Origin of the sequence: Acinetobacter sp. WCHAc060025 (assembly GCF_004209355.1) — a bacterium.
GTDB lineage: Bacteria > Pseudomonadota > Gammaproteobacteria > Pseudomonadales > Moraxellaceae > Acinetobacter > Acinetobacter wuhouensis.
On record NZ_SGSX01000016.1, the window covers coordinates 66,412 to 91,389 of the forward strand.

Below are 24,978 nucleotides of genomic sequence, written 5' to 3' on the forward strand. Positions count from 1 at the left end.
TTTTTTTATTGCTTAAATTCGTGAACGAATTACAAGCTGTAGTACATATCAAATTCAACTGGGTGAGTAGTCGTGTTAAGACGACGTACATCTTCAGTTTTAAGCTCAATATAAGCATCAAGCATATCTTTAGTGAACACGCCACCTTTTAACAAGAAGTCATGATCAGCTTTCAACGCCTCAATTGCCATATCTAAGCTATGTGCAACTGTAGGGATTTTAGCTTCTTCTTCTGGAGGAAGATCATATAAGTTTTTATCAGCTGCTTCACCTGGGTGAATCTTGTTTTGAATACCGTCAAGACCAGCCATTAACAATGCAGCAAAACCTAAGTACGGGTTCATCATTGGATCAGGGAAACGCGCTTCGATACGTTTACCTTTAGGGCTTGAAACGTAAGGAATACGGATAGAAGCAGAACGGTTACGCGCAGAATAAGCCAACATGATTGGTGCTTCATAATGCGGAACAAGACGCTTATATGAGTTTGTTGAAGGGTTTGTGATTGCATTCAACGCACGAGCATGCTTGATGATACCACCAATGAAATACAACGCCATTTCAGAAAGACCAGCGTATTCATCACCAGCAAACAAGTTCTTGCCATCTTTAGAGATAGACATATGAACGTGCATACCAGAACCATTATCACCAACCATTGGTTTAGGCATGAAAGTCGCAGTTTTAGCATATTGGTGAGCAACGTTCCAAACTGCATATTTAAACTGTTGAACTTCATCAGCTTTACGAACCATCGTGTTGAAACTTACACCAATTTCTAATTGGCAAGATGCAACTTCATGGTGATGAACTTCTACACGACCTGGGCCCATGATATCTTCAATACGAGCACACATTTCAGCACGCATGTCTTGTGAAGAATCTACAGGAGGAACTGGGAAATAACCGCCTTTTACACGAGGACGGTGACCAGAGTTACCTGATTCATAAGAATTACCTGTAGACCAAGCAGCTTCTTCAGCGATCAATGTATGACGCGCGCCAGACATGTCAATGTCCCATTTCACTTCGTCAAATACAAAGAATTCTGGTTCAGGACCAAAAAATGCAGTATCACCAATACCTGTAGATTTTAGGTATTCTTCTGCACGGCGAGCAATCGAACGTGGATCACGGTCATAACCTTGACCAGTTGAAGGTTCAATAACGTCACAAGTGATCACGACAGTCGCTTCAGCAAAGAACGGATCAAGGAAAGCCGTTTCTGGATCTGGACGTAAGATCATGTCAGATGCTTCAATGCCTTTCCAACCCGCGATTGAAGAACCATCAAACATTTTACCATCTTCGAAAGTATCTTCGTCGATCGTATCAGATGGGTAACTTACGTGTTGCTCTTTACCCTTAGTATCAGTAAAGCGAAAATCGACCCATTTTGCGCCACTTTCTTGTATGAGTTGAAGGACCTTGTTCGCCATGCTCATTTGCTCCAATGAATTTTTGTTGCACTTGTGAAGTGCGTGTTAGTAGTTGGTATTTATATAGCAATTTGCGTACCAACTTTTAAAATAATTGCTAATATGTTGAATTTCATATTAGAAAATAAGCTTAGCAACTATTAAATTTCATCTATTATACTTAGAGAATTTAGAATTGCACCATATTCACACACACTTCTCATTTTTAAATTATAAAGCACAACTTTGATGCACTATTTTTGTGCAATTATTCTAAACTGGATTAAATTGGTGCTTATTTTTTGCTAAAAAGACTGACCTCACAAAAAGCCAATCTGCGTTCCTAAGATAAAAAAAGCGTAAATATAAAATTTACGCTTAAAAAGTATTACTATTATTCATGATGAAAAAATTTTAAATCGTCGATAATAATCACTTTTATTGTGTGATCAACTAAATTCAACTTCCGCTCGAGCAATCAAAGATTCAACCATTAACAATACATCATCTTTTTTTCGTGCATCAACAGCAAAAATTGGCATGGTGTATTCATTTAAATGCATCCAATCTTTGTATTGCTTCAAAAGATTTTGTGGATCTTCATCCACATGTGTTACACCAACAACAATGTTGTTTAAATATTCTTTAAATGTCTGAAAATAAAATTTTAGATCTTCAAGTGCATCTTTTTGAGAATGATCAATCAAGACTACAGCTCCGATCGCGCCTTTACAAATCACCGACCATACGAAATCAAAACGATCCTGTCCTGGCGTACCGTATAAGCCAATAACTACACCATCATCCAATCGAATTTCACCATAATCGATTCCAACGGTTGTTAATGCTTTGCTATGTGCATCTTCATCGGTATTTTGTGCTTCTGTAGATAATACTGAAATTTCTGATAATGATTTTATCGCTTGGGTTTTCCCCGCCCCCATTTTACCGCCAAAAACAATTTTATATTTATGTAAGATCACGTATTCATCCTTCAATTTTTACATTTAAATCTATTAAATTTCATCAGTTTTTCTTTAACTTTTAGATCAAGTACTCATATGATTAATTAGCACTTGTACCTATCTATCTAAAAAGCTAAAGTCCCAATTTTTTCCGTAATTTACCAAAGAAACCACGCAAGACACCTGATGATTGCTCTACTTTTTCAACCAATTTTGTTTCATCTGCTGAAATTTTTTTCAATACTTGGCTCAATAAACCAACTGAAACAAATCTATTAATTTCCGCTTCACTATAATCAGTTTTTTGAGCAACTTGCTGAATACTCGCACCACGTTCAAAGCATGCTGCGATCTTAAAAATCATTTGTCTTTCATTCTGATGAATAGGTTGCGGCCAATCTAGCAATTTATAACAATTTGATGAATTGTGTTTCTCATTGACTACATCTGAATACCACAATAGATCCCAAAGCCACGACGTTAAATCTACACCCTGCTGAACACTTACAGCCTGTGCCATTTGCATCGTTGCATAGGTATAATTTAAAGAAGCATCTGTACCTTGTATTTTTCTTGATACATCTGGCCACACTTGCTGAGTACGAATACTTGCCAAAGCAATATTACCTTTACCATCAAAAATCTGTACATTGCCATTTCTTTCATTAAACAGCTCTGGAATCACTTTCGTAATATCCACATTTTTTGAAATCTGGTTAACAATATTTACAGCTTTAACGCTGACAGGCACATCAAGATAACGGTCTTTAAACCAGTTACGGATCTCATCTGTGGCAATAAAAGGTAAATACAGTTTATCCCCTTCAATTTGCCCTGATTTTTCATTTTTATTCACCAGTCGTAAATAGGGTACTTTTTTAGCACCAACTAAATTCTGTATGGTTGGAGAACTAAAAAACATATCATTAACAAGTAAAATATCTAAATGAGGGTCAGCTATATTTGCCCAACTCACATCCAATGAGTCATCATACATTAAACGAACTTTTTGCTTAATTGTATCGAGTACATTTAAACTCAAACCAAATATGGCAATTTTTATTTCTTCTCTCATTTAGTCCCACGCCTTGCAAATATTGTGACTATGGTATCACTTTTATATAAGAAATATAATATACATCACTACAAATAAAATCAAAAAAAATATACAAGCTAAAAAACACTTTTAACTCTATAAAATACGATAATATAATAATATATATTAAAAAAATAGATTAATAACTTCAATAAAATATATTAAATTAAAAAATAATATCCTGCATTAAACAAATCATTAATTTTAATTATTAAATCGAAATTAAAAATAAAACTATAATAAATTTACTTATTCTTTATAAACACACTTATTATTTAAATTAAATAAACACATTTAACTTATTAAACAAAATTAATTAAAAAGTAATCAAAATTAAATCTGTGTCACTATTCCCTGCTTTGCGATAAAAACACTAATCTGAATCAGATGCTGTGTAAAATCTTAGTCTTTGAATTTTTGCTATTCCAACCTCATCTATCTAACTTCACTTGCGTATAGTTTTTGAACCAAAGTTTCCCCTTAACCGTATTGAAATACGCACACAGCAGGACTTAGTTTTGCTATGATAATGCGGTATTTACTATTTCATCCGGCTCATGATCGTAAAATCTGAGAAAACCCGCGTGGAATAGTCAATTATTATCTGACAATTAAGCACAATTTAGTGCGTACATTTCTATAGGTTAATGAGCTCATGCTTCTGATGATCGACAATTACGATAGCTTTACTTATAACATCGTCCAATATTTTGGCGAGTTAAATCAAGAAGTGAAAGTTGTTCGCAATGATGCCGTGACTTTAGAGGATATTGAGCGATGGCAACCAAAGTATTTAGTGATTGGTCCTGGTCCTTGCTCACCGTCTGAAGCGGGTATTTCGATTCCTGCAATTCAGCATTTTGCTGGAAAGATTCCAACGCTAGGTGTCTGTTTAGGACATCAGGCAATTGGACAAGCTTTTGGTGGCGATATTATTCGTGCCAAAACTGTGATGCATGGGCGTTTGTCTGATATGTATCATAGTAACACAGGCATTTTCAGTAACTTACCTTCTCCATTTTCAGCAACACGCTATCATTCATTGGTGATTGATCAAGCGACTGTACCTGAATGTTTGGAGGTGACTTGCTGGACCAATCAAGCCGATGGCTCAATGGAAGAAATCATGGGTGTTAAACATAAGACATTGCCAATCGAGGGCGTGCAGTTTCATCCTGAATCAATCTTGAGCCAACACGGTCACCAAATCTTTAAAAACTTTTTAGAAATTTATGCGTAGTTAAAAAATGAATATTCAACAAGCTTTAAATAACGTCACTAAAAATATTGAACTCACTCAACCGCAGATGGAAGAAGTGATGCGTACCATCATGAGTGGCGAAGCAACAGATGCCCAAATCGGTGCATTGATGATGGGTCTGCGTTTAAAAGGTGAAAGTATTGATGAGATTACAGCTGCCGCACGTGTGATGCGTGAGTTTGCCATCAAAATTGATGTCAGTGATATTCCTTATTTAATTGATATTGTCGGTACAGGTGGTGATGGTCAAAACCTGTTTAACGTTTCTACTGCATCTTCTTTCGTGATTGCTGCCGCAGGTGCAACCATTGCCAAACATGGTAATCGTGGTGTGTCTTCTAAATCAGGCTCTTCTGATCTATTAGAACAAGCGGGTATTAATCTTGATCTAAATATGCAACAAACCGAACGTTGTATCCGTGAAATGGGCGTGGGTTTCCTATTTGCACCCAATCATCATAAAGCCATGAAATATGCTGCGGGCCCACGTAAGGAATTGGGTTTCCGCAGTATTTTCAATTTACTTGGCCCGCTTACGAATCCGGCTGGGGTAAAACGTTTTGTGATTGGTGTGTTTTCAACTGAACTTTGCCGTCCTATGGCTGAAGTGTTAAAACAACTCGGTGCTGAACATGTGATGGTGGTTCATTCACGTGATGGTTTGGATGAAATTAGTCTTGCATCTGCGACTTATGTGGCTGAACTGAAAGATGGCGAAGTCACTGAATGGATGATTCAGCCTGAAGATGTCGATATTGAATCGCAAACATTAACAGGTTTAGCCGTAGATAGCGCTGCTGAAAGCTTGGCATTAATTAAAGATGCTTTGGGTAAGAAAAAATCACCGAAAGGCGAAAAAGCAGCAAGTATGATCGCACTCAATGCGGGCGCAGGCATCTATGTTTCAGGTTTAACCAATACCTACAAACAAGGTGTAGCTTTGGCACATGACATTATCTATGGCGGTCAAGCTTTAGAGAAAATGGGCGTGTTGTCTGAATTTACCAAAACATTAAAAGAATACGAAGCTTAAGCACTTCGAAGCTGAATTAAGGAAATTATTATGGTGGATATTGCCAATACCATGCTTGGTAAAATCGTTGATCGTAAATATGAAGAGTTTGCTTCACGTTTAAAGCAACGTAGTTTGAAAGATATTGAAGAACTTGCTCAGGCGGCAACACCTGTACGTGGTTTTGCGCAGTCTTTGTACAGTAAACGCCCTGCGGTGATTGCTGAAATTAAGAAAGCATCGCCATCTAAAGGGATTATTCGTGAAAACTTTAATCCTGCGGAAATTGCGCAGCAATATGAAAATGCAGGAGCTGCTTGCTTGTCTGTATTGACGGATGTCGATTTCTTCCAAGGCGCAGATGAAAATATTCAAATTGCACGCAGTCATTGTTCACTACCTGCCCTACGTAAAGACTTTTTGATTAACCCTTATGGGGTAATCGAAGCACGTGCTTTGCATGCAGATTGTGTTTTATTGATTGTTGCGAGTTTGTCTGATCAACAACTTGAAGAAATGTCTAAAACTGCTTTTGAGCAAAATCTAGATGTACTTGTGGAAGTACATGATGAAGATGAACTTGAACGTGCATTGAAATTGTCTGATCGTTGTTTATTGGGTGTGAATAATCGTAATTTAAAAACCTTTGATGTGGATTTAAACAATTCATTCCGTTTGAAAAAATTACTTGATCCATCTCGTTTATTGATCACGGAAAGTGGTATTGCCACACCTGATGATGTACGCAAAATGCAGGAACATGATATTCATGCATTCTTGGTTGGGGAAAGTTTTATGAAACAACCTCGCCCTGATCATGCATTTACTGAGCTGTTTGGTGTGCCTGAGAAGGTTTAATTTCAGTTTTAGTGATTTAGTTAGTCGATAAATTAGCCCAACTGTAAAGTGTTGGGCTTTTTTATTTTAATTATGGTTCTCTACCACAATTAGTAATACTCAAATGACTGAATGAATAGATCACCATTCAAATTTCACTGAAATCAGACTATAATTCACAGTAAATTTGGTCATTTACTGTTTTTGCAAATATGAGTAATTCAGATTCACCTTTCTCAAAATCACAGCTCGATTTATTAAAACAATTCAAAAAACAAATCACTCATCCACATTCTTCCAAAGTGGCATCACAGCCTGAACCGAAGAAAGTACAGGAAGTTGCACCTGAAGAAATCAGTGATGCTGATTTATTTAAAACAGCACTCGGTGGCGTGAAAAAAATCGACAATAGTAATATTGCCAAAATTGAACGCACAAATATTCGTAAAAAACCTGATGCAAAAACCCTAGCTAAACGTGCTGCGGCTGAAGGTGCTTTTGAAACTGACGATGCAGAACTTTCTGATACTCAAGCAGTTTTAAACCCTGTCGCAAGTCAGGCAACATTGAGCTATCACATTGCGACTCTACAACACAAAGTTTTTGAAGATCTAAAAGCGGGTAATCTCCGTTGGTTCGAAGCGGTGGACTTGCATGGTTGTACGGTTGAAGAAGCACGTTCTGCGGTCTTACAAATCATTCAGATCGCGAAAGAAGAGAACCAAAACGTAATTAAAATCGTACATGGCAAAGGACCTGATGCGATTCTCAAAACCTATGTCAATGGTTGGTTACGTCAGCATCGTGATGTATTGGCATTTGTCAGTGCGCCTGAAAAACAAGGTGGTACAGGTGCGGTTTTAGTGCTTCTAAAACGTGCTGAAAAAAATCCAAAATTTAATTCAACACCTTAACCATTTATTTTCAAAGCTAATCACTCTCCTAAGTGACGGTTTATCTTATAGATAGCAAAAAATATGGTTTTTTCTGCTACAATGCCGTCCTTGTTCGAACCGTTATAAGTGAACACGTTTTATGTCTATGCAGCAATCCTACGCAAATATTTTAACTGCCGTTGGTGAAGACCTCGATCGTCCAGGTCTAAAAGATACGCCTATGCGTGCGGCTAAAGCTTTTTCGTACTTGACGTCTGGCTATAGCAAAACACTTGAAGAAGTGACCAATAATGCGGTCTTCCCTTCTGACAATGACGAAATGGTCTTGGTAAAAAATATCGAATTTTATTCGTTATGTGAGCACCATTTATTGCCATTTCATGGTCGTGTGCATATTGCCTATTTACCATCAGGTAATGTTTTAGGTCTGTCTAAATTTGCCCGTATCACTGAAATGTTTGCTCGTCGTTTGCAAATTCAAGAACAACTCACCAAGCAAATTGCCGATGCAGTTGCAGAAGTGACTAATGCTCGCGGTGTTGCCGTAGTGATTGATTCTGCACACATGTGTATGATGATGCGCGGTGTAAGTAAACAAGAATCCACAACCCGTACTGTGTCTTTTGTTGGTGATTTTAAAACGGATAAAGAAGCACGTCGTGAATTTTTATCGGCTGTACCTGAAGCACACTAAGATTTAGCAATACTGTTCGAAGCCTCAATTTTATTGGGGCTTTGTTTTATCAGTGCAATAAAAAAATATAGCAATCAGGATCATGTAATGACAAATTTATATTTAGCAGGTCAAGGTTTAGCACACAGTGAAACGACTGTAGATTACCCACGCCCTGATCGTTTGGTAAATGGCAATCCAAAACGCTTAACCCAAAGTTTATATGAACACCCCAATATGAATTGTGGAATTTGGCAATGTGAAGTTGGTGCTTGGAATATTGTATTTGCAGACAATAAGCAGGAATTTTTTAATATTATTGAAGGTATTGTCCGTATTCACGATGCAGAAAATAATACGTTTATTGAGGTCAAAGCAGGTGAAGCAGGCGTAATACCACCCTCATTTAAAGGCACTTTTGAAGTAGTTGAAGCGGTGAAAAAATATTTTGTTGTAGTAGAAGTCTAAGCCTAAGATCTCTTGCATAAGTCAGAATTTTTTTTATTTTAGACTCAAAACATATTCAAAAGCATATAGGGAGCTCCTTCTCTTACGCCATATATGGCTCAGGGATGAGGAGGTAACTCCGCAAGAGGATGAGGGGGGGTAAATAAAAAACCTCTCCCTCTTGCGAAATGATATTTCTCATCCTAAAAGGAAAGGGAATATTCAATAATGATTAAAATCTCGCCAAAAATAACTTTCGTAAGAAGTCTATTTACAATAAGAATTGCCAATCCTAAGCTTTCATTACCTTTATTTTATTTCAATATTGATACATTTATCATTCATTTTTTCATGCACTCTTTTTCGTAAATCATATAATTAACTTAGCCTATCAGACAGTATATTTTTCTATGAAAAAAATCATTTTAAGCCTTCTCCTTCTCAGTAGTCATGCTACTTTTGCAGATAATCTTAACGCGACTGAGCAAAAAGAAATTCAAGGTATTATCAATCTGTTTAAGAAAAATGATCAAAATGCAATTGCAAACAGTATTCGTTATCCCTTAATTCGTGAAGAACCGATTCCAAGTATTGATAATAAAGCACAAATGAAACAACGCTTTAACCAAGTCTTTGATCAGAAGTTGATGAAAAATATTGCTAATTCAAAACTCTCACAATGGCAAAGTGTCGGTTGGCGTGGCATCATGCTAGATAGCGGTACTGTTTGGATCAGTGACAAACAAATCACTGCAGTAAATTATAGTAGCGATGCTGAACAACGTTATAAAAATCAAATTATTGCCAAACAAAAAAATAATTTACATCCATCACTCAAAACATTTAAAGCACCTGAATTACAATTTAAAACTTCAAAATTCCAAGTTCGAATTGATCAAATGAACAATGGAAAATATCGTTATGCGTCATGGGGACGTAACCAAGCTCAAATTCAAAAGCCTGACTTGATTTTAAATAATGGACAAATTGTTATGGATGGCTCGGGTGGTAATCACAACTTTATGTTTAAAAGTGGTGCTTATCAATACATCGTCTATAGAAATATTTTGGGGACAAATGAAACACCCGATGTCACATTAGAAGTCAGTAAAAACGGCAAAACGGTGTTATCACAAGCAGGGACATTATTTAAATAACTCAACATTTTCCAAAAAAACACAGGCTATTTAGACCTGTGTTTTTCAATCATTTTTCAATCATTTTTCAATCATTTTTCAATCATTTTTCAATCATTGGAGATTAAGATACTTTTTTCTGTTTAGCCGCTGTTGCATCAGCCAATTGATAAATCAAATCTTGTAAAGCCATCATTTTTTCACGGTTATCGTGATCCCAAGGATGATAACTCGGGCGGAAATAATCAATATAATTGCCCAATTGCCTACGCAATGCACCCACTTCACCAAAGGTATATTTATACGCTTTTTTCCAACTAGGAAGATCAGTCAATTTTTTCTCATCGATTACGATTTTGGTAAATACAGGCAGTACAAAACCCCAAAACACGATAGTTGCAGCGACTAAACCAAAGCTACGCAATAAATAAGCATAGATCCCCTGCCCCATTGCTGTATTCCAAACATCATAAGCTACAGCTTTATGTTCAGTTTTCTCAAAAGCATGCCAACGCCAAATGTTGGCATAATGTTCTTCTGCACCATCAAATAATTCAGGAATTTGCAACACAGAATCTGCAAGCAACGCTGTGAAATGTTCAAGTGCAATGGTTGCACTAAGCGAATATGATGCAGGTAAATACTTCTTCATCAAACCAAAAACATCAAGTACAAAGCTTTCAAACTTCGGTGCAATCGGATTTCGTGCAAACAAAGCACTGTTATAGTCTTCATGCTCACGACCGTGCATGGCTTCCTGACCAATAAATGCAGTCACGGCTTTTTTGAGCTCAGGGTCTTCAACTAAGTCACGATGGGCACGAACTGCATCAATAAAGAATCGCTCACCAATCGGTAAAACTATGGAGAATGTATTCAATAATGCGGTGAAAATCGGGCCCGCTTCCGTATGCCAATCTGCAATACGATCTGCAGGTAAATCAAAACGAATATCACGGCGAATCGGTAATGGCTCGTGATAAACAGCTGATTTAATAAATTTCTGTAGAATACCCATAGCTGAATCCTGTCTATATTTATTTGAATTGACGTGATGTCCTTAACAAAATTGTACCCCGATGGATACAATTCGCTATGTCATTTCAACTCATTTCCATGTCATCAAAATCCATTTTCCTGAATTTGATGCAGTTTTAATCACGGCGATACATGGTAATGACACACGCTCCACCCAAACCGAGGTTATGTTGTAAAGCGATTCGGGCATTTTGAACTTGACGCTGATCTGCTGTACCACGTAATTGCCACACCAATTCAGTACATTGCGCCAAGCCTGTTGCACCCAAAGGATGCCCTTTAGACAATAAGCCCCCTGATGGATTGGTGACGTATTTACCACCATAGGTATTGTCCGCATCCCAAATGAATTTTTCAGCTTCACCCTCAGGACAAAGCCCCAAAGCCTCGTAGGTGAGCAATTCATTAGCCGTAAAACAGTCATGTAATTCAATCACATCCACATCTTCCGCACCGATGCCTGCGGCTTCATAGACTTGATTTGCGGCTTGTTTGGTCATGTCATAGCCAACCATTTTTATCATGCTTTGTTCTTCAAAACTTGAGGCATAATCGGTTGTCATTGACTGCGCTGCGATATAAACAGGATTGGAAATACCATGCTTTTTGGCAAATTCGTCAGAACATAAAATGACTGCACCTGCGCCACAAGTTGGCGGACAACATTGAAAACGGGTCAATGGATCGAAGACATTGTCCGATGCCATGATTTCATCTAAAGATAAGACCTGACCAAATAAGGCATAAGGATTGTTGCTCGCATGTTTACGGGCTTTGGCCGCAATCTGCCCAAAGGTTTCTTTTTTCGTACCGTATTTCCAACGGTACTCACGCCCTGCGCCACCAAACATTTGTGCCGCAGGTGGTGCAGAATTGAAACCTTGTACATTTAACATGACTTGCGCATGTTGCCCCATCGGTGGTTCACGGTCATTGAATTTTGCACCCAATGCACCCTTTTCCATCTTCTCAAAACCGAGTGCGAGCACGCATTCAGCCAATCCACCTTCAATGGCTTGACGGGCAAGGAATAGAGCACTTGAACCTGTAGAGCAGTTATTATTGACATTGACAATCGGCACACCTGTTAAACCAAGTTCATAAGCTGCTCGTTGCCCGCAAGTCGAGTCACCATAAACATAGCCTGCAAAAACTTGTTCGATTTCATTGTATTGGATATTGGCATCCTGTAAGGCTTTCTGTCCTGCTTCCTTTGCCATTTCATAATATTCAGCACTTGCACCCGGTTTGGCGAATTTGGTCATGCCGACACCAATTACATTGACACGTCTTTTCATTTTAATATCCTGATTTGATTTATTTTTTATTCCATTATCAATTAATATTTATTTAACTTTGATAATGGAATGTCCATTCGATAAGTAACACTTTCAATTAAGCAAACTTGTAAGTTAAATATTTGAAAATCTCCCTCGCTTTGTACAGCCTTACTACTCATCTTTGAAAATGAAGAGAACTACCTGTAACTAAAAATAATTTTAGTAATGAAAGCCCCCTCCTTTAATAAAGGTGAGGAGCATGCTCCGCAAGGGTGGATTTAATATCATTAACTCACACTAAGTCCGATACTTCATCGTGGCAGTATTTTCAACTCAATCATCATCAAGCCAAATTCTGCAAAAACTGCATCTGATGCACCAAACGAATATCACCATCCACCACTACATCACCATGCTGATACAAGTCACGAATCTCACGCTGACTTGAAACCAACTCTGCCAAATGATGATCGGATAATGTCAATGTCACATCAGCATTGGTATCATTGCCCTGTTGCACACTGCCATTGGCTAAATTCACTGTCCATGACTCATTCGGCTCGGTAATATTGAATTGATAAGTGTGGCTTGCATTACTTTCACCTTGCAAACGATTTTGCAGAGCCGTGAAAATCTCAGGTGCTTTTGCCACTTTGGCTGTACTTGTCGGTGCTGCCGCAACCTGTGTTGTATCACCCGAAGCCACACGTGCATCACGAGCCTGATCAATCAACTTTTTGTCCATATCTTGCAGAACGATCAATTTATTGGATGCCATCACATTACCGCCAATTTTTAGCTGACCACCAAAGAACAACTTTTGTACATCGGCTAATGAACCATTAAACACGGTTGGCACATGCTCCTCATCCATTTCAAGGGTCACATCAGGATTGGCAACCTCGCCTGCGCCTGCACTACCTGCACCATTTTTCAGGTCAATAAACCACAAAGACTCAGGATTTTTCAGTTTAAATTGGAATGAGGTTTTGGTTTTATCAACAATCCCTGCTGTATTTGCAATATATTGATTTACCGCAGTAAAGACATCGGCAAGCGTGATTTCAGTATTTACTGTAGAAGCTGAGTTTGTTGCACTTTCTGATGATCCTGCGCTGCTTGCATTGGTAATACGTTGATTTTTCGCCTCAGCAAATAATTTAGAATCAATTTCTTGCAACACAATCAGCTTATTGGATGCCATAACATTGCCACCAATTTTCAACTGACCACCAAAGAACAACTTTTGCACATCTGCCAATGAACTTGTCACTACGGTTTCAAGATGTTCTTCATCCATTTCAAGTGTCACATCGGCATTGGCAATTTCACCTTGCGTACACGAACCCGCACCATTTTTCAGATCAAGCGTCCACATTGAATCAGGATTTTTGAGTTTGAATAAGAATGACGTCTTGGTTTTATCCACCAATTCAGGATGTTGTGCGACATACTCTGCAATGACTTTAAACACATCTTTGGCAATTAAACGATCAGGTTCATTAGAAGTCTGTACTGCCTGAACAGATGCTTGCTCAGTTTTTGCTTTGGCTTTTGCCTTAGGAATTTCCGTATATAATTCAATGGCAGCATTCTTGATTACCACTTCATTACGTTCTTTCACCCACGTTTCAAAAATGATTTTGGTATCCGATTCTTTCCACATTTTGGTGACAAGGGTATCGCCCGGATAGACACTCTTGGCAAAACGTACTTTGATACTTTTGAAATAACGTCCATCATTATTGCTAAATGCTTTAATCACAAGGCGACCACTAAAACCAAAAGTACATAAGCCATGTAAAATTGGACGATCAAAACCAAAAGCTTTGGCAAATGCAGGATCGGCATGCAAAGGATTCCAATCGCCTGATAAACGATACAACAGCGTTTGATTCACATCGGTTTTTTCTTCAATCACGGCATCAGGTTCGCGCTCAGGTGCGACATTAATTTCTGTTGAATCACCACGATCACCGCCCCAACCGCCTGCACCGCGAACAAATGCTGTCATTTCGTTGTAAATGAGTTCTTCACCATTCTCATCTTTAGACGAAATTGCAAAAGTCACCACTGCATTCGGATCTTTGTCATAGGCACTTTTTAGGGTAAATGTATGCTGTAACTTGGCATGTGGCGGTAAAGGTCGTTTAATTTCAGTATATTGCTCACCATGTAGCACACGATCAAAGCCATAATTCATACCTGGAAGTGAAACGCCTTGCTTTGCCATTTGCAACATGGCATTCATTTGTGGCATCACGCCATAAGTTGGAAAGGCTTGGAATTCACTACCCAACTCATAGACATAGGCAAGTTCTGAACTGTCCAATGGATTTTGCGCTGCACCAATGCCCAATGCATAAAGTGATAAATCACGTTCATCATAAGACGATTCGATCTCAAGTTTGGCTTTGGATGCAACATCCAAGTCGATGAATTCATTACCGCCTAAGTTTGGATGGTTGATACCTTCAAGAATCGGCGTGAATGATTCTGTGGTTGATGTAGGATGAGTTGATTCTGTGAAATCGATAATTTTGTCCCAATGCCGTGCCACATCATCAACATTGAATGGGCGTTTGTTTGGGAAAATATAACCCTCTGTACGCTCCCAACGCAGTTTAGCAACGAAGCCTGCCCCGACTTCAAATAAACCTTTATTTTCCTTACAATCTTCATGTGCAAGCCAAGCCACCAAAGGACTCACCGCTTCAGGTTTCAGCAAAGCCAATAAGTCAGGTGGCATCACAGTTTCAGTCAAACGGGACGCTGCTAATGGTGCAATGGTATTGACGAAAATGTTTTTACTGCGACCTTCTTCCGCTAAACAGTTGGCTAAACCAAGAATACCCAATTTTGCCGCACAATAATTGGCTTGACCGAAGTTTCCGTAAATCCCTGCGGCTGATGTGGTCATGATAATTCGACCATAGCCTTTTTCACGCATGATTGGCCACGCTGCATGTGAGACACTTTTCGAGCCATTCAAATGCACACGCATGATCAGATCCCAATCCTGCTCAGTCATTTTGGCAAAACTGACATCCCGTAAAATCCCTGCATTATTAATGACAATATCTACAGTACCAAAATGATCTAAAGCTGTTTGGACAATAGCTTCACCATTTTCCACCGAGTCATAATTGGCAATTGCTTCACCGCCTGCTGCACGAATTTCTTCCACAACTTTGTCGGCAGCTGAAGAAGACTGACCTGATCCATGTGCGCCACCGCCCAAGTCATTCACCACCACTTTACAGCCTCGTGCTGCAAGGGTCAGTGCATGTTGTCGTCCTAAGCCACCACCTGCACCTGTGACAATGGCTACACGTCCATCAAAACGTAATTCTGACATTTTTATATCCCTGATTTGATTATTTTATTGTTTAACTTACATCTATCCATAACCAAAAATAAATTTTAATCAATGGAAGTTCCCCTCTTTTTAAAGATGAGAAGCTTGCTTCGTAAGAGGGGGAGATTTTGGGTATTCATTAATGCCTATCACTATTTAAATCGTCCGTGAAATCAACTCTTTCATGATTTCATTGGTACCACCATAAATACGATTTGGACGCATATCCAAATACGCACGGGCAATTGGATATTCCATCATATAACCATAACCACCATGCAATTGCAGACACTCATCAACCACTTTACAGGCAAGATCTGATACCCAATATTTCGCTGTACATGCGGCTTCAATTGACAATTCATTTTTTAAAACAAGCTGCATACACTGATCAACAAACGTTCGTGCAATTTGAACTTCAGAACGCATTTCCGCCAATTTAAAACGAGTATTTTGGAATGCAGAAACAGGCTTTCCAAACGCTTTACGCTGTTTGACATACTCCACTGTACTTGCCAAAGCAAACTCTGCACCTGCTGCACAAATGATACCAATCATCATCCGTTCCCATGCCAACTCTTTCATCAACATGATAAAACCCATGCCTTCCATACCCAATAAATTACTTTTTGGAATACGCACATTATCAAAGAACAATTCGCACGTATCCTGACCATGCAAACCCACTTTCTTCAATGGTTTCCCTTTGGTAAATCCTGCACGAGAAGCTTCAATCACCACCAAAGATACATTCTGTGCTTCGCTCTCGCCCTTACCTGTTTTGACCGCAACCACAGCCATATCGCACAGATAACCATTGGTAATGAAAATCTTAGAACCATTGATAATATAATCATCACCATCTTCAACGGCTGTCGTACGCAAAGCCTGTAAATCAGAACCGGTCCCCGGCTCAGTCATCGCAATCGCACCAACCACCTCACCTGTTGCCATTTTCGGCAACCAATCTTGCTTTTGTTGCTCATTTCCAAAGTTGTTAATGTAATTTGCCACAATATCCGAATGTAACGAAAAGCCTGATGCAGAATCTCCGACGCGTGCCTGTTCTTCCATCAAAATCATTGAATACAAACGATCTACACCTGAGCCACCATATTCTTCAGGCATCGTGCAACATAGCAAGCCTAATTCACCTGCCCGATTCCATAAATTACGGTCTAAATGCTGCTGCACTGCCCATTTTTCATTGTGTGGTGCAATTTCAGTTTCAAAGAAACGCCGTGCAGTTTGACGGAATTGTTCATGTTCAGCACTGAATAAAGTGCGAGGAATCATTGGTGCGACAAGTTGTGGAATATTTAAAGCGGACATTACATTTCCTTTGAATTGGTTTTATTTTTATTCACACACCACAACTTTTTTGATCATACATTGTGCTGTAGCTAACTTATGTTTTAAATTTTGTAAGCTTTTTGGTCAATTGTCAGAAGCATTGATCTTATTTTTATCGCTGGTGCATTATGCCAATCATTGGCTAAACCTGATCAACAATAGGCAAAACATCATCAATTATTTCAATATGTAAAAATCATGCAGACTCAATAGACATGATTGCAAATTTCAAAATGTATAAGGCATCGACTTAAAGTCTTTAAATAAAGTAGGGGCAATTTGGTAGACAGCACATAAGCCAAGCACTTCAAAACTCCATTGACCCAGTACGCTTAATTGATGAAATCGTTTCTTTTCAAAATATCGACCACTTTCTTGATCTTGAGCAATTTTGGTTAAATAGGTCGAAATTGTCTTTTCATCAACAGTGGTATTTAAAATTGAATCTAACTGTTGATAAGGATAAGTGATCTGATAATCCTCACTGATTGAAGGATTTTCAAAATATGGATAACTCAGAATATCCAATAAACGATCATTTTGATAATGCAATAATCCATCAACGATTTTTACAACACTCTCGCCTTGATCTAACACAATAGCGCAATTGAGCAGTAATAATGCAAAGCTATAATCAACGTCTAAATTTAATGCTATCGTGCTATAGGTTTCATCTTCGGACTGGATAAATCGCAATAAATCTGCATAGGCAAACCAAAGATCTAAAATCGTATGGTAGAGTTCAGCTCTAAACTCACGATCTACACCTAAATCATAACTCAGACGTAATAGATAAGTCATTTCAAGGCAAAAGTCTTTAAGTAGCATTGCCTGCTCAATAAAACTATAAATATCATATTCACCAAAATCACATTCTGTATCGAACCAAAATAGTTCTGATTCTAATGTATCTTCGATCTGGCTAATAATATCTTGCCAATGTTGCATAGAACCATTTGTGGAAATATTCCACGTGCTAGGGTCTGCAATTTCGATTTGTTTAAGCTGTTGATGTAATTGTTCTAAAGTCTGCTGAAAATCGATGTGATACATATTTAACTCTTAGATTCTTTAAAAATAATGCACAAAACCTAAACCAATTTTTTGCCAATCCAAATGGTTTTGTTGCTGATATTCCCAATTGATATTTAAAGAATTTTGCTTATTTAATGAATATTGCAAAGTGCTATTGAGTCTTAAATTCCATTGACTTGAATCCTGCCAATAGGGCAGTTCAACTTGCACAATACTATTCAAACGATCTGTCCAAAGATTTTGACAACCCACTGTCGGACCCACGCCTACTCTCCATCCTTTATCTAGAGAGCTTCCTGCTTGCAACTGTGTCTGCAATTCTGCATAGCACAAGTGTTTTCGATCATCATCTGCAATGGTATAACCTGATTGCACTTTGCTGTTCACGACACCATGTTGCTGATGTTCACTAAATTGACCATTTTGAAGCGCTTCTTGTTGCCAACCTAATGTAAAGCCCCACGTAATCGGAGTTTTAAACGGCGTAATTGGATTGTATGAATTAACCGTAAGTAAATTCAATTCTTCAAGTTTGAATTGATCATCACGCCACTGTGCAGTGCCATCTAAAAATAACAACTGTGTCCCTGTACGTAAGCCACCTTGAGGGTCTTTGAGTTCGTGATACGCCTGGCGATGACCAATCTCGATATACTTTTCACCCTGCACCTCCCCCACTTCAACTGACCACTTACGTGAATCATGACTATCCACTGGATCAACTTGAGGACGCTGAGGTTCTTGGCGTTGTTTTTCAATTTGAATTTGGCTACGCAAACCCAATAACTGCCTAAAACGCGGCTGCGTAAATGTGCTATCCACTTGACGAGCAACAAATTGTAAGTACAAATCGTCATACGCCATTTCTAAAATTTTGGCACGATCTGCTTCCGTATAACTGGCAATTGCAGATTGCATTGCACTCGGTTCTAACATCGCAACTTGATGGGCTTTTTTTGCTAAGGCATGACCATGTTGCTTTGCTTGAGAATTGAGTTGCGTTTCTAAAGCAGGACGATATACCGTTTCTTTAATCAACCCCTCTTGATCAATGGCTTTAATGGTTTGGATTGGGATTGCGGCATAAGTAAATTGTTTACGTATATTTGAGCTTGGACGAACCAAATCAATTAAACCCAATAAACGATAGGCACAATTATCACTGACAAAATAGTATGGAAAACTGACCTTTTGCATTTCCCACATATGTTTAACCAAAAATGCTGTTTCTTCAGGATTTAAATTGAGTTCATATTCCCAGAGATCACGACTTTCAAAATCACCATATTCTTTGACTTTACGATAATATGGCATCAACGAATATTCTCCAGGATATTTACCAATCAACCCTTTCCATGCGTAAGACCAATTGTCTTCGCTATTCACTGTTGCAGCATAATTGACCGCATAAGAAACCAAATTCAGTTCTTTTTGGTCTTTGGGATCTATACGTAATAATGTATGACCAAACATAGAGCTTGGATTACCCATAAAATCCGTGGCATAAATCAATGAGGCTTTATGGGGTTTGATTTGACCATACCATTGATCAAATTCAGGGCATTCAACTTTAGGTAATTGCGACTCGGAAATATTGAGTTGTTGCATCAGCCACTGGCTACGTGCGGGTAATCGACAACGAATCGATTGGTTCGGTTCTGCATTTTGAAATAAAGCCGCGATGTCAGCATTCAGCTCATGTTGAATATTTTGTCGCCCATCTTGTGCGAAAAAATAGCCTGAATAACTCACTTCACTCTGTGATGAATCTTCTGCATAAAGTAAACGCTTCCATGTAATTTGCTGATCTAATTTTTTTTCTTTAGCAATATTTAAATAATTCTCAATGGTCTGTGGAGCTACAGCCACAGATTCCGCATAAGCATGAATGGTAGAAAACGTACTGATTACAGCTAAACTCAATGCTAAATATTTCATTCAATCGTCAATTTTTCGTTGTTATATCATGTTGATATTGGATGAATATAAATCCATTTTAAATATAATTCTCATGTTTATATTGAAAGATTTAGTATCCAATACCGTTTGTTTCATAAAATTTGGGCAAGAAAAACCCTGCAACAAGGCAGGGTTGATTCTATATTAAACGTAAGCTTTTAATACTTGATCTTGAGCCATTACTTGTTGAAGTGCTGCAAGAACTTGTTGAGAATTTTGATTTTGAGCTGAATAAATACTAGAGAAGTTTGATTTAGCAACAGCATTGAAATGCGCTTTATCTGCATCTTTGATGTTTAATAAAGAAGCAAGAACATTCAAGCTTTCACCCTGACCTACAGCCATATCACGAGCAAGTGCTTCAGAGTTTTCATTGGTAAACGTTACAGCTTGTGCAGTCACTTTACCATTGCCATTACAACCCAAAGTACCAAATGTAATACCTAATAATTGGTTAGTAAAAATACCATTGGTCGTCGCAGCTAAAATTTTAGGAATTTTACCAGATTGACCTGCCCACACTTGTGAACCCACACCACAACCCACATCTGGATCAGCCATTGCAACACTAGAACCAGCAGCCAATACAGCAGCTAAAGCGATTTTTTTTAACATATAATTCTCCAGAATTTTCATATGTATTATTTTTAAACTCAACATATGTAAATTGTTATTTTCAATTTTGTGTAAACACTATTACACCTGTTTAGATTTATCACATAAATTTAGATAAGCAAATCAAAATATGACAATTCAAAGACTATTTATTGTACTTATTTAGTGACCAATCACCACCTTTCGTACGTATACCAAGAATCTTGAGCACTAAAACAAGACTTAACAGTAGCAATAAGTACCAAGAACCTAGTTTTCCCCACCCGACCATGTGCCAAGCATCGACTTGACTTGGGTATAACCAAATTTTATAAAAGGTACTAATATTCTCTGCAATCCAAATCAAAAATGCCAAAACCAATAGAACGGGAAGCATCGGTAATTGAAATTGATGTTGTTGTAATTCAAAGCGAATTTTGGTTTTCCAAAAAATTACAATGCTCCATAAAAAAAGTAAATTTCGAAAATCTGGAATAAAAAACTTGCTCATAAAATTGATATAGGACAACACTGCCAAACTGAGCATATTGGCAAAACTAGGTAGTTTTGAAAATGAAACTTGATAAAGTCGTAAGGATCGTGCAAAAAAACTACCCACGGCTGAATACATAAATCCAGCAAATAAAGGGACTGTTAATAATTTGAAAACTGCAGGTTGAGGATATTGCCAAGATGCAATTTGTGGGTGCGTAAGAAAGATCTCCATCCCCATTGCCATGATATGAAATAAAGCAATCACTTTGGCTTCTGACCATGATTCAAGTTTTAAATAAAGCAAACACACTTGAATGATCAGGGCATAAAATAGTAAATAGTCATAGCGAAAAAAACCATAAAACTCGTGGCTTCCCATATGCGCTGTCAACACAAAGGCAATGAGCAATAAAATACCAAATAAGGCAGCCGATGCTGCCTTATAAAGGAATTCAAATAATGATTTGAAATAGATCATGAAAATATCAACATGCAAACTTTAGGTGAATTGCTAATCTAAAGAATTAACCTAAATACTTCGCACTGTACTCATGTACAGTATTAATAAATGCTTTCGGACGTTCAGGGTCAACCCATTGCGTAATCCCATGACCTAAGTTCGCCACATAACCTGTTTTTTCACCATTGGCATACGCATCGTCTAGCATCGCTTTGGTGGCTTTTTCAATTGTTGCAGCCGATCCATATAATGTTGCTGGGTCTAAGTTCCCTTGTAGCGCCGCACGACCATTGACTATTTGACGCGCAACATTCAATGGTGTCGTCCAATCCAGACCAAAAGCATCTGCACCTGTTGCAACCATTGGTTCTAACCATTGACCACCACCTTTGGTGAATAAAATCACAGGCACTTTACGCCCTTCATTTTCACGTTTTAAGCCTGCAACGATTTTCTGCATGTATTTCAAAGAAAATTCTAAATATTCACGATGTGCTAATGCACCACCCCAACTATCAAAAATTTGTACTGCTTGTGCACCTGCATCAATTTGAGCATTTAAATATTCAATGACAGCATCTGCTAAACGATCTAACAAGGCATGGAGAACTTCTGGCTGGGCATACATCATTTGTTTGGTAAAGCGGAAATCTTTACTTGAACCGCCCTCAATCATATAAGTCGCCAATGTCCAAGGACTGCCTGAAAAACCAATCAAAGGAACTTGACCACCCAACGCTGAACGAATCGTCGTTACCGCATTCATCACATAATCAAGATCAGACTTGGCATTGAATTTCGGTAAATTCGCCACATCTTGCTCAGTACGCACTGTTTTGTGAAATTTAGGACCTTCACCTGTTTCAAAATAAAGCCCTAAACCCAATGCATCTGGAACTGTTAAAATGTCAGAAAATAGAATTGCAGCATCGAGATCATAACGGCGCAAAGGTTGCAAAGTCACTTCACAGGCAAAATCATTATTTTTACAAAGGGAAAGAAAGTCACCTGCTGTCGCACGTGTTGCACGATATTCTGGTAAATAACGTCCCGCTTGTCGCATCATCCATACTGGTGTTGTATCTACGGGCTCACGCAATAAGGCACGTAGAAAGCGATCATTTTTTAAGGTCGTCATTTACTTTCCCAATCTAAAAATTAAATTCTCCCCATCATAGCAAAAAGGCTTGTGATTTAATCATTTCTCTCACTTTTTTATTCATTCAATTTCAGCGTTTTTTATTGATTTAAATTGTGGATTCATATTCAAATTAAAACAAAATCACTTTTCTCAAAAATTTTCTATCGAAAAATATAATCAACACAAAACAAATACTGCAACACCTTATATTTTCTGTAATACTTGCTTGGATTTTTTGTTATACATTATGAATAATTCTTAAGGTTGATTTACATGTTCGTTCGCTCAATTCTTGCTTTGAGTTTAAGCTGTTTATTAACAGGTACAGCTCTTGCTGCATCTACAGCAGAGCAACCTCTCACACCTAAAAAAGTTGCTGCTCCTGTAGAAGACCCTATTGACCCACTGGCTGTTGAAAGCTCTGCATCAAATGTAGAAACCGAGATTAGCCCGCAAGAGCAACAAGATTTAAATAAAGCAGCAGATACACTGCAAAATTTAGAACAAACAGAGTCTAAAAACTCAGAAACAGCTCAAGCACCAACGGCTACTACTACGACAACAACTGCACCGACAAAAGTTGCTAGCAATCCAAATGCACCTAAAGCCTCTTGGACTTTAGATGGTATGAATAACGCGTCATGGTATGAAAATATCGGTAAAGGACAGTTCCCTGTCTATGCGCGCGCGCATGTAATGTTAAATAACTCACATGCTTCGCCAGGTGCAATTGATGGCTCTAGCGGTATGAATACTTTAAAGGCAATTGCTTCATTCCAACAAATGAACGGAATTAAACCGACTGGTGAACTCACCAAAGAAACTTGGGATGCTTTAATCGCTAAACAAGGTAATAAACCTGCTTTTGTTGAATACACATTGACAGATGCTGACCTAAAAGGTCCATATGCAGCTTCAATCCCACGTGATTACGCATTACAAGCCAAAATGAAAGGGTTGTATTACACTCGTGTCACAGAAATGTTGGGTGAAAAGTTCCATATGGATGAGGATTTCTTAAAGAAATTAAATCCTAAAGCAACTTTCAAAAAAGCGGGTGAAAAAATCATTGTCACCAATATCCGTAATGACTTACCTGAAAATATTCATTTAATTGTTGCCCATAAAGGTGCTAAACAACTTTATTTGTTTAATGCACAAAATCAGATGGTTGGATCATTCCCAGCAACAATTGGTAGCTCAGACACACCTTCTCCGACAGGTACATATAAAGTTACAGGTGTAGCTCCAAATCCATGGTATGGATATTCACCAAGTAACTTCTTACAAGGCAATAACCGTAAACCATTGTCATTACCACCTGGTCCAAATGGTCCTGTCGGTAATATCTGGATTGGTTTAAGCAAAAAGTCATTTGGTATTCACGGTACACCGAACCCTTCAGCAATTTCAAAAACTGCTTCTCATGGTTGTATTCGTTTAACCAACTGGGACGCCAATGATTTAGGTCGAAAAGTTAAGTCTGGTGTTACTGTTAAATTCTTAGAATAATTTTTGATTTACAGTACATATCAAAAACCAGTGTTAAGGCACTGGTTTTTTATTGAGATGCCCGAATTGATCGCAAGTTCATAATTTTTATTAAAATAAGTCAAAATAAAATCTATCAAAACCCTTAACTAAAAAAAATGATTCAACTCAATCTTTGATCATTTCAGAATCAGAACGATACGTTGTATTTTTAAGGTTTTATCCCAATTATATAAAGCATAAACTGAGCTCAAGTTAAAAAATAAAGAATTGGAGATTTGAAATGAATACATTTTTACATCACAGTGAAAATCGTGGTCATGCCCAAATTGGTTGGTTAGACAGCAAACATAGCTTTTCATTTGGGAGTTGGTACGATCCTAAATACATGGGTGTTGGTTCATTACGCGTGATTAATGATGACACTATCGCTGCACATAATGGCTTTGGTACTCATCCACATGACAATATGGAAATCTTGACCTGTGTACTCAAAGGTACAATTTCTCATAAAGACACCATGGGTAATGAGCGCCATATCAATGCGGGTGAATGGCAGTTGATGAGCGCAGGTACAGGTGTACAACATAGTGAAATGAATCAGGGAGATGAAGCTGTACATATGCTTCAAATCTGGGTGATTCCAAATGTACGTGATGCTGAACCGGATTATCAACAAATTGAACGTGATCCTAAAAAATCACCGAATGAATGGCAATTGATTGCAGGACCGAATGATAATGCACCTATGCATATACGCCAAAATGCTGAAATCAAAGCAGCGTATTTGGAAAATGGTCATTCACTTGAAGTCAAAGCAACTCAAAAGTTCAACTATGTACATGTGATTGAAGGTGAAATTGATATCGCAGGTCAAATCGTAAAACCAGGTGATGCTTATCTATTTGATGAGGATGCTACCATTGTTGCTAAAGAAAATAGCCAATTCATTTGGTTTGATCTCAACAACTAATCATCGTTGGTAAAGAAAAACCTCCATATACCAATATGGAGGTTTTTTATGTTCTGGAAA

General features: G+C 38.1%; 21 protein-coding genes. 9 read left to right on the top strand and 12 right to left on the bottom strand.

Annotated elements, in window-relative coordinates; genetic code table 11:
• Positions 1–29: 29 nt before the first annotated feature.
• The 3 genes from glnA to EXE09_RS13900 all read right to left on the bottom strand — a co-directional run bounded on the left by glnA (position 30) and on the right by EXE09_RS13900 (position 3,458).
• Positions 30–1,445: a type I glutamate--ammonia ligase gene (gene glnA, locus EXE09_RS13890; protein ID WP_171404991.1), complete on the bottom strand. Its 1,416-nt coding sequence runs from the start codon at positions 1,443–1,445 to the stop codon at positions 30–32.
• Positions 1,446–1,867: 422 nt separating this feature from the next.
• Positions 1,868–2,401: a GTP-binding protein gene (locus tag EXE09_RS13895; protein ID WP_068976098.1), complete on the bottom strand. Its 534-nt coding sequence runs from the start codon at positions 2,399–2,401 to the stop codon at positions 1,868–1,870.
• Positions 2,402–2,516: 115 nt separating this feature from the next.
• Complete coding sequence (locus tag EXE09_RS13900) at positions 2,517–3,458, bottom strand: hypothetical protein (RefSeq protein ID WP_130117671.1); 942 nt, start codon at positions 3,456–3,458, stop codon at positions 2,517–2,519.
• Positions 3,459–4,134: 676 nt separating this feature from the next.
• Between EXE09_RS13900 and EXE09_RS13905 the strand changes: the two genes are divergently transcribed.
• The 7 genes from EXE09_RS13905 to EXE09_RS13935 all read left to right on the top strand — a co-directional run bounded on the left by EXE09_RS13905 (position 4,135) and on the right by EXE09_RS13935 (position 9,762).
• On the top strand, positions 4,135–4,719 hold the full coding sequence (locus EXE09_RS13905; protein WP_130113834.1) for an anthranilate synthase component II: 585 nt from the start codon (positions 4,135–4,137) through the stop codon (positions 4,717–4,719).
• 7 nt (positions 4,720–4,726) lie between these two features.
• A complete protein-coding gene (gene trpD, locus EXE09_RS13910; RefSeq protein WP_068976101.1) occupies positions 4,727–5,773 on the top strand; it encodes an anthranilate phosphoribosyltransferase in 1,047 nt (348 codons plus the stop codon).
• A 30-nt stretch (positions 5,774–5,803) separates the two neighbouring features.
• Positions 5,804–6,610 carry an indole-3-glycerol phosphate synthase TrpC gene (gene trpC, locus EXE09_RS13915; RefSeq protein WP_130117672.1) on the top strand — a complete coding sequence of 269 codons (807 nt, stop codon included), beginning with the start codon at positions 5,804–5,806 and terminating at the stop codon, positions 6,608–6,610.
• A 191-nt stretch (positions 6,611–6,801) separates the two neighbouring features.
• On the top strand, positions 6,802–7,503 hold the full coding sequence (locus EXE09_RS13920; RefSeq protein ID WP_130117673.1) for a Smr/MutS family protein: 702 nt from the start codon (positions 6,802–6,804) through the stop codon (positions 7,501–7,503).
• 127 nt (positions 7,504–7,630) lie between these two features.
• Positions 7,631–8,179, top strand: coding sequence for a GTP cyclohydrolase I FolE (gene folE, locus EXE09_RS13925; protein ID WP_171405017.1), 549 nt, complete (start codon positions 7,631–7,633; stop codon positions 8,177–8,179).
• Between the two features lie 87 nt (positions 8,180–8,266).
• On the top strand, positions 8,267–8,626 hold the full coding sequence (locus tag EXE09_RS13930) for a cupin domain-containing protein (protein WP_130117674.1): 360 nt from the start codon (positions 8,267–8,269) through the stop codon (positions 8,624–8,626).
• A gap of 389 nt (positions 8,627–9,015) precedes the next feature.
• Positions 9,016–9,762 (top strand): hypothetical protein, encoded by a 747-nt coding sequence (locus tag EXE09_RS13935; protein ID WP_130117675.1) that lies wholly within the window; start codon positions 9,016–9,018, stop codon positions 9,760–9,762.
• 103 nt (positions 9,763–9,865) lie between these two features.
• On the opposite strand, the gene EXE09_RS13940 is transcribed toward EXE09_RS13935, so the two are convergent.
• From EXE09_RS13940 to hemE, 9 genes are all read right to left on the bottom strand, one after another.
• Positions 9,866–10,759: a metal-dependent hydrolase gene (locus tag EXE09_RS13940; RefSeq protein ID WP_130117676.1), complete on the bottom strand. Its 894-nt coding sequence runs from the start codon at positions 10,757–10,759 to the stop codon at positions 9,866–9,868.
• Between the two features lie 136 nt (positions 10,760–10,895).
• The gene (locus tag EXE09_RS13945; RefSeq protein ID WP_130117677.1) at positions 10,896–12,077 is read right to left on the bottom strand and encodes a lipid-transfer protein; all 1,182 of its coding nucleotides are present in this window, start codon (positions 12,075–12,077) and stop codon (positions 10,896–10,898) included.
• A 325-nt stretch (positions 12,078–12,402) separates the two neighbouring features.
• Complete coding sequence (locus tag EXE09_RS13950; protein WP_130117678.1) at positions 12,403–15,417, bottom strand: peroxisomal multifunctional enzyme type 2; 3,015 nt, start codon at positions 15,415–15,417, stop codon at positions 12,403–12,405.
• Positions 15,418–15,573: 156 nt separating this feature from the next.
• A complete protein-coding gene (locus tag EXE09_RS13955) occupies positions 15,574–16,749 on the bottom strand; it encodes an acyl-CoA dehydrogenase family protein (protein ID WP_130117679.1) in 1,176 nt (391 codons plus the stop codon).
• 249 nt (positions 16,750–16,998) lie between these two features.
• Entirely contained in the window at positions 16,999–17,823 is an 825-nt protein-coding gene (locus EXE09_RS13960; protein ID WP_130117680.1) for a PoNe immunity protein domain-containing protein, read from the bottom strand.
• A gap of 18 nt (positions 17,824–17,841) precedes the next feature.
• Complete coding sequence (locus EXE09_RS13965; protein ID WP_130117681.1) at positions 17,842–19,743, bottom strand: DUF4105 domain-containing protein; 1,902 nt, start codon at positions 19,741–19,743, stop codon at positions 17,842–17,844.
• Between the two features lie 165 nt (positions 19,744–19,908).
• Positions 19,909–20,379, bottom strand: coding sequence for a DUF3015 family protein (locus EXE09_RS13970; RefSeq protein ID WP_068976114.1), 471 nt, complete (start codon positions 20,377–20,379; stop codon positions 19,909–19,911).
• A 145-nt stretch (positions 20,380–20,524) separates the two neighbouring features.
• Positions 20,525–21,331, bottom strand: a complete 807-nt coding sequence (locus EXE09_RS13975; protein ID WP_087553980.1) for a DUF817 family protein — start codon at positions 21,329–21,331, stop codon at positions 20,525–20,527.
• A gap of 46 nt (positions 21,332–21,377) precedes the next feature.
• On the bottom strand, positions 21,378–22,451 hold the full coding sequence (hemE, locus tag EXE09_RS13980) for a uroporphyrinogen decarboxylase (protein WP_130117682.1): 1,074 nt from the start codon (positions 22,449–22,451) through the stop codon (positions 21,378–21,380).
• Positions 22,452–22,727: 276 nt separating this feature from the next.
• On the opposite strand from hemE, the gene EXE09_RS13985 reads away from it, so the two are divergent.
• A complete protein-coding gene (locus tag EXE09_RS13985) occupies positions 22,728–23,966 on the top strand; it encodes a L,D-transpeptidase family protein (protein WP_130117683.1) in 1,239 nt (412 codons plus the stop codon).
• Between the two features lie 262 nt (positions 23,967–24,228).
• Entirely contained in the window at positions 24,229–24,918 is a 690-nt protein-coding gene (locus EXE09_RS13990; RefSeq protein ID WP_068976118.1) for a pirin family protein, read from the top strand.
• The last annotated feature ends 60 nt before the right edge of the window (positions 24,919–24,978 follow it).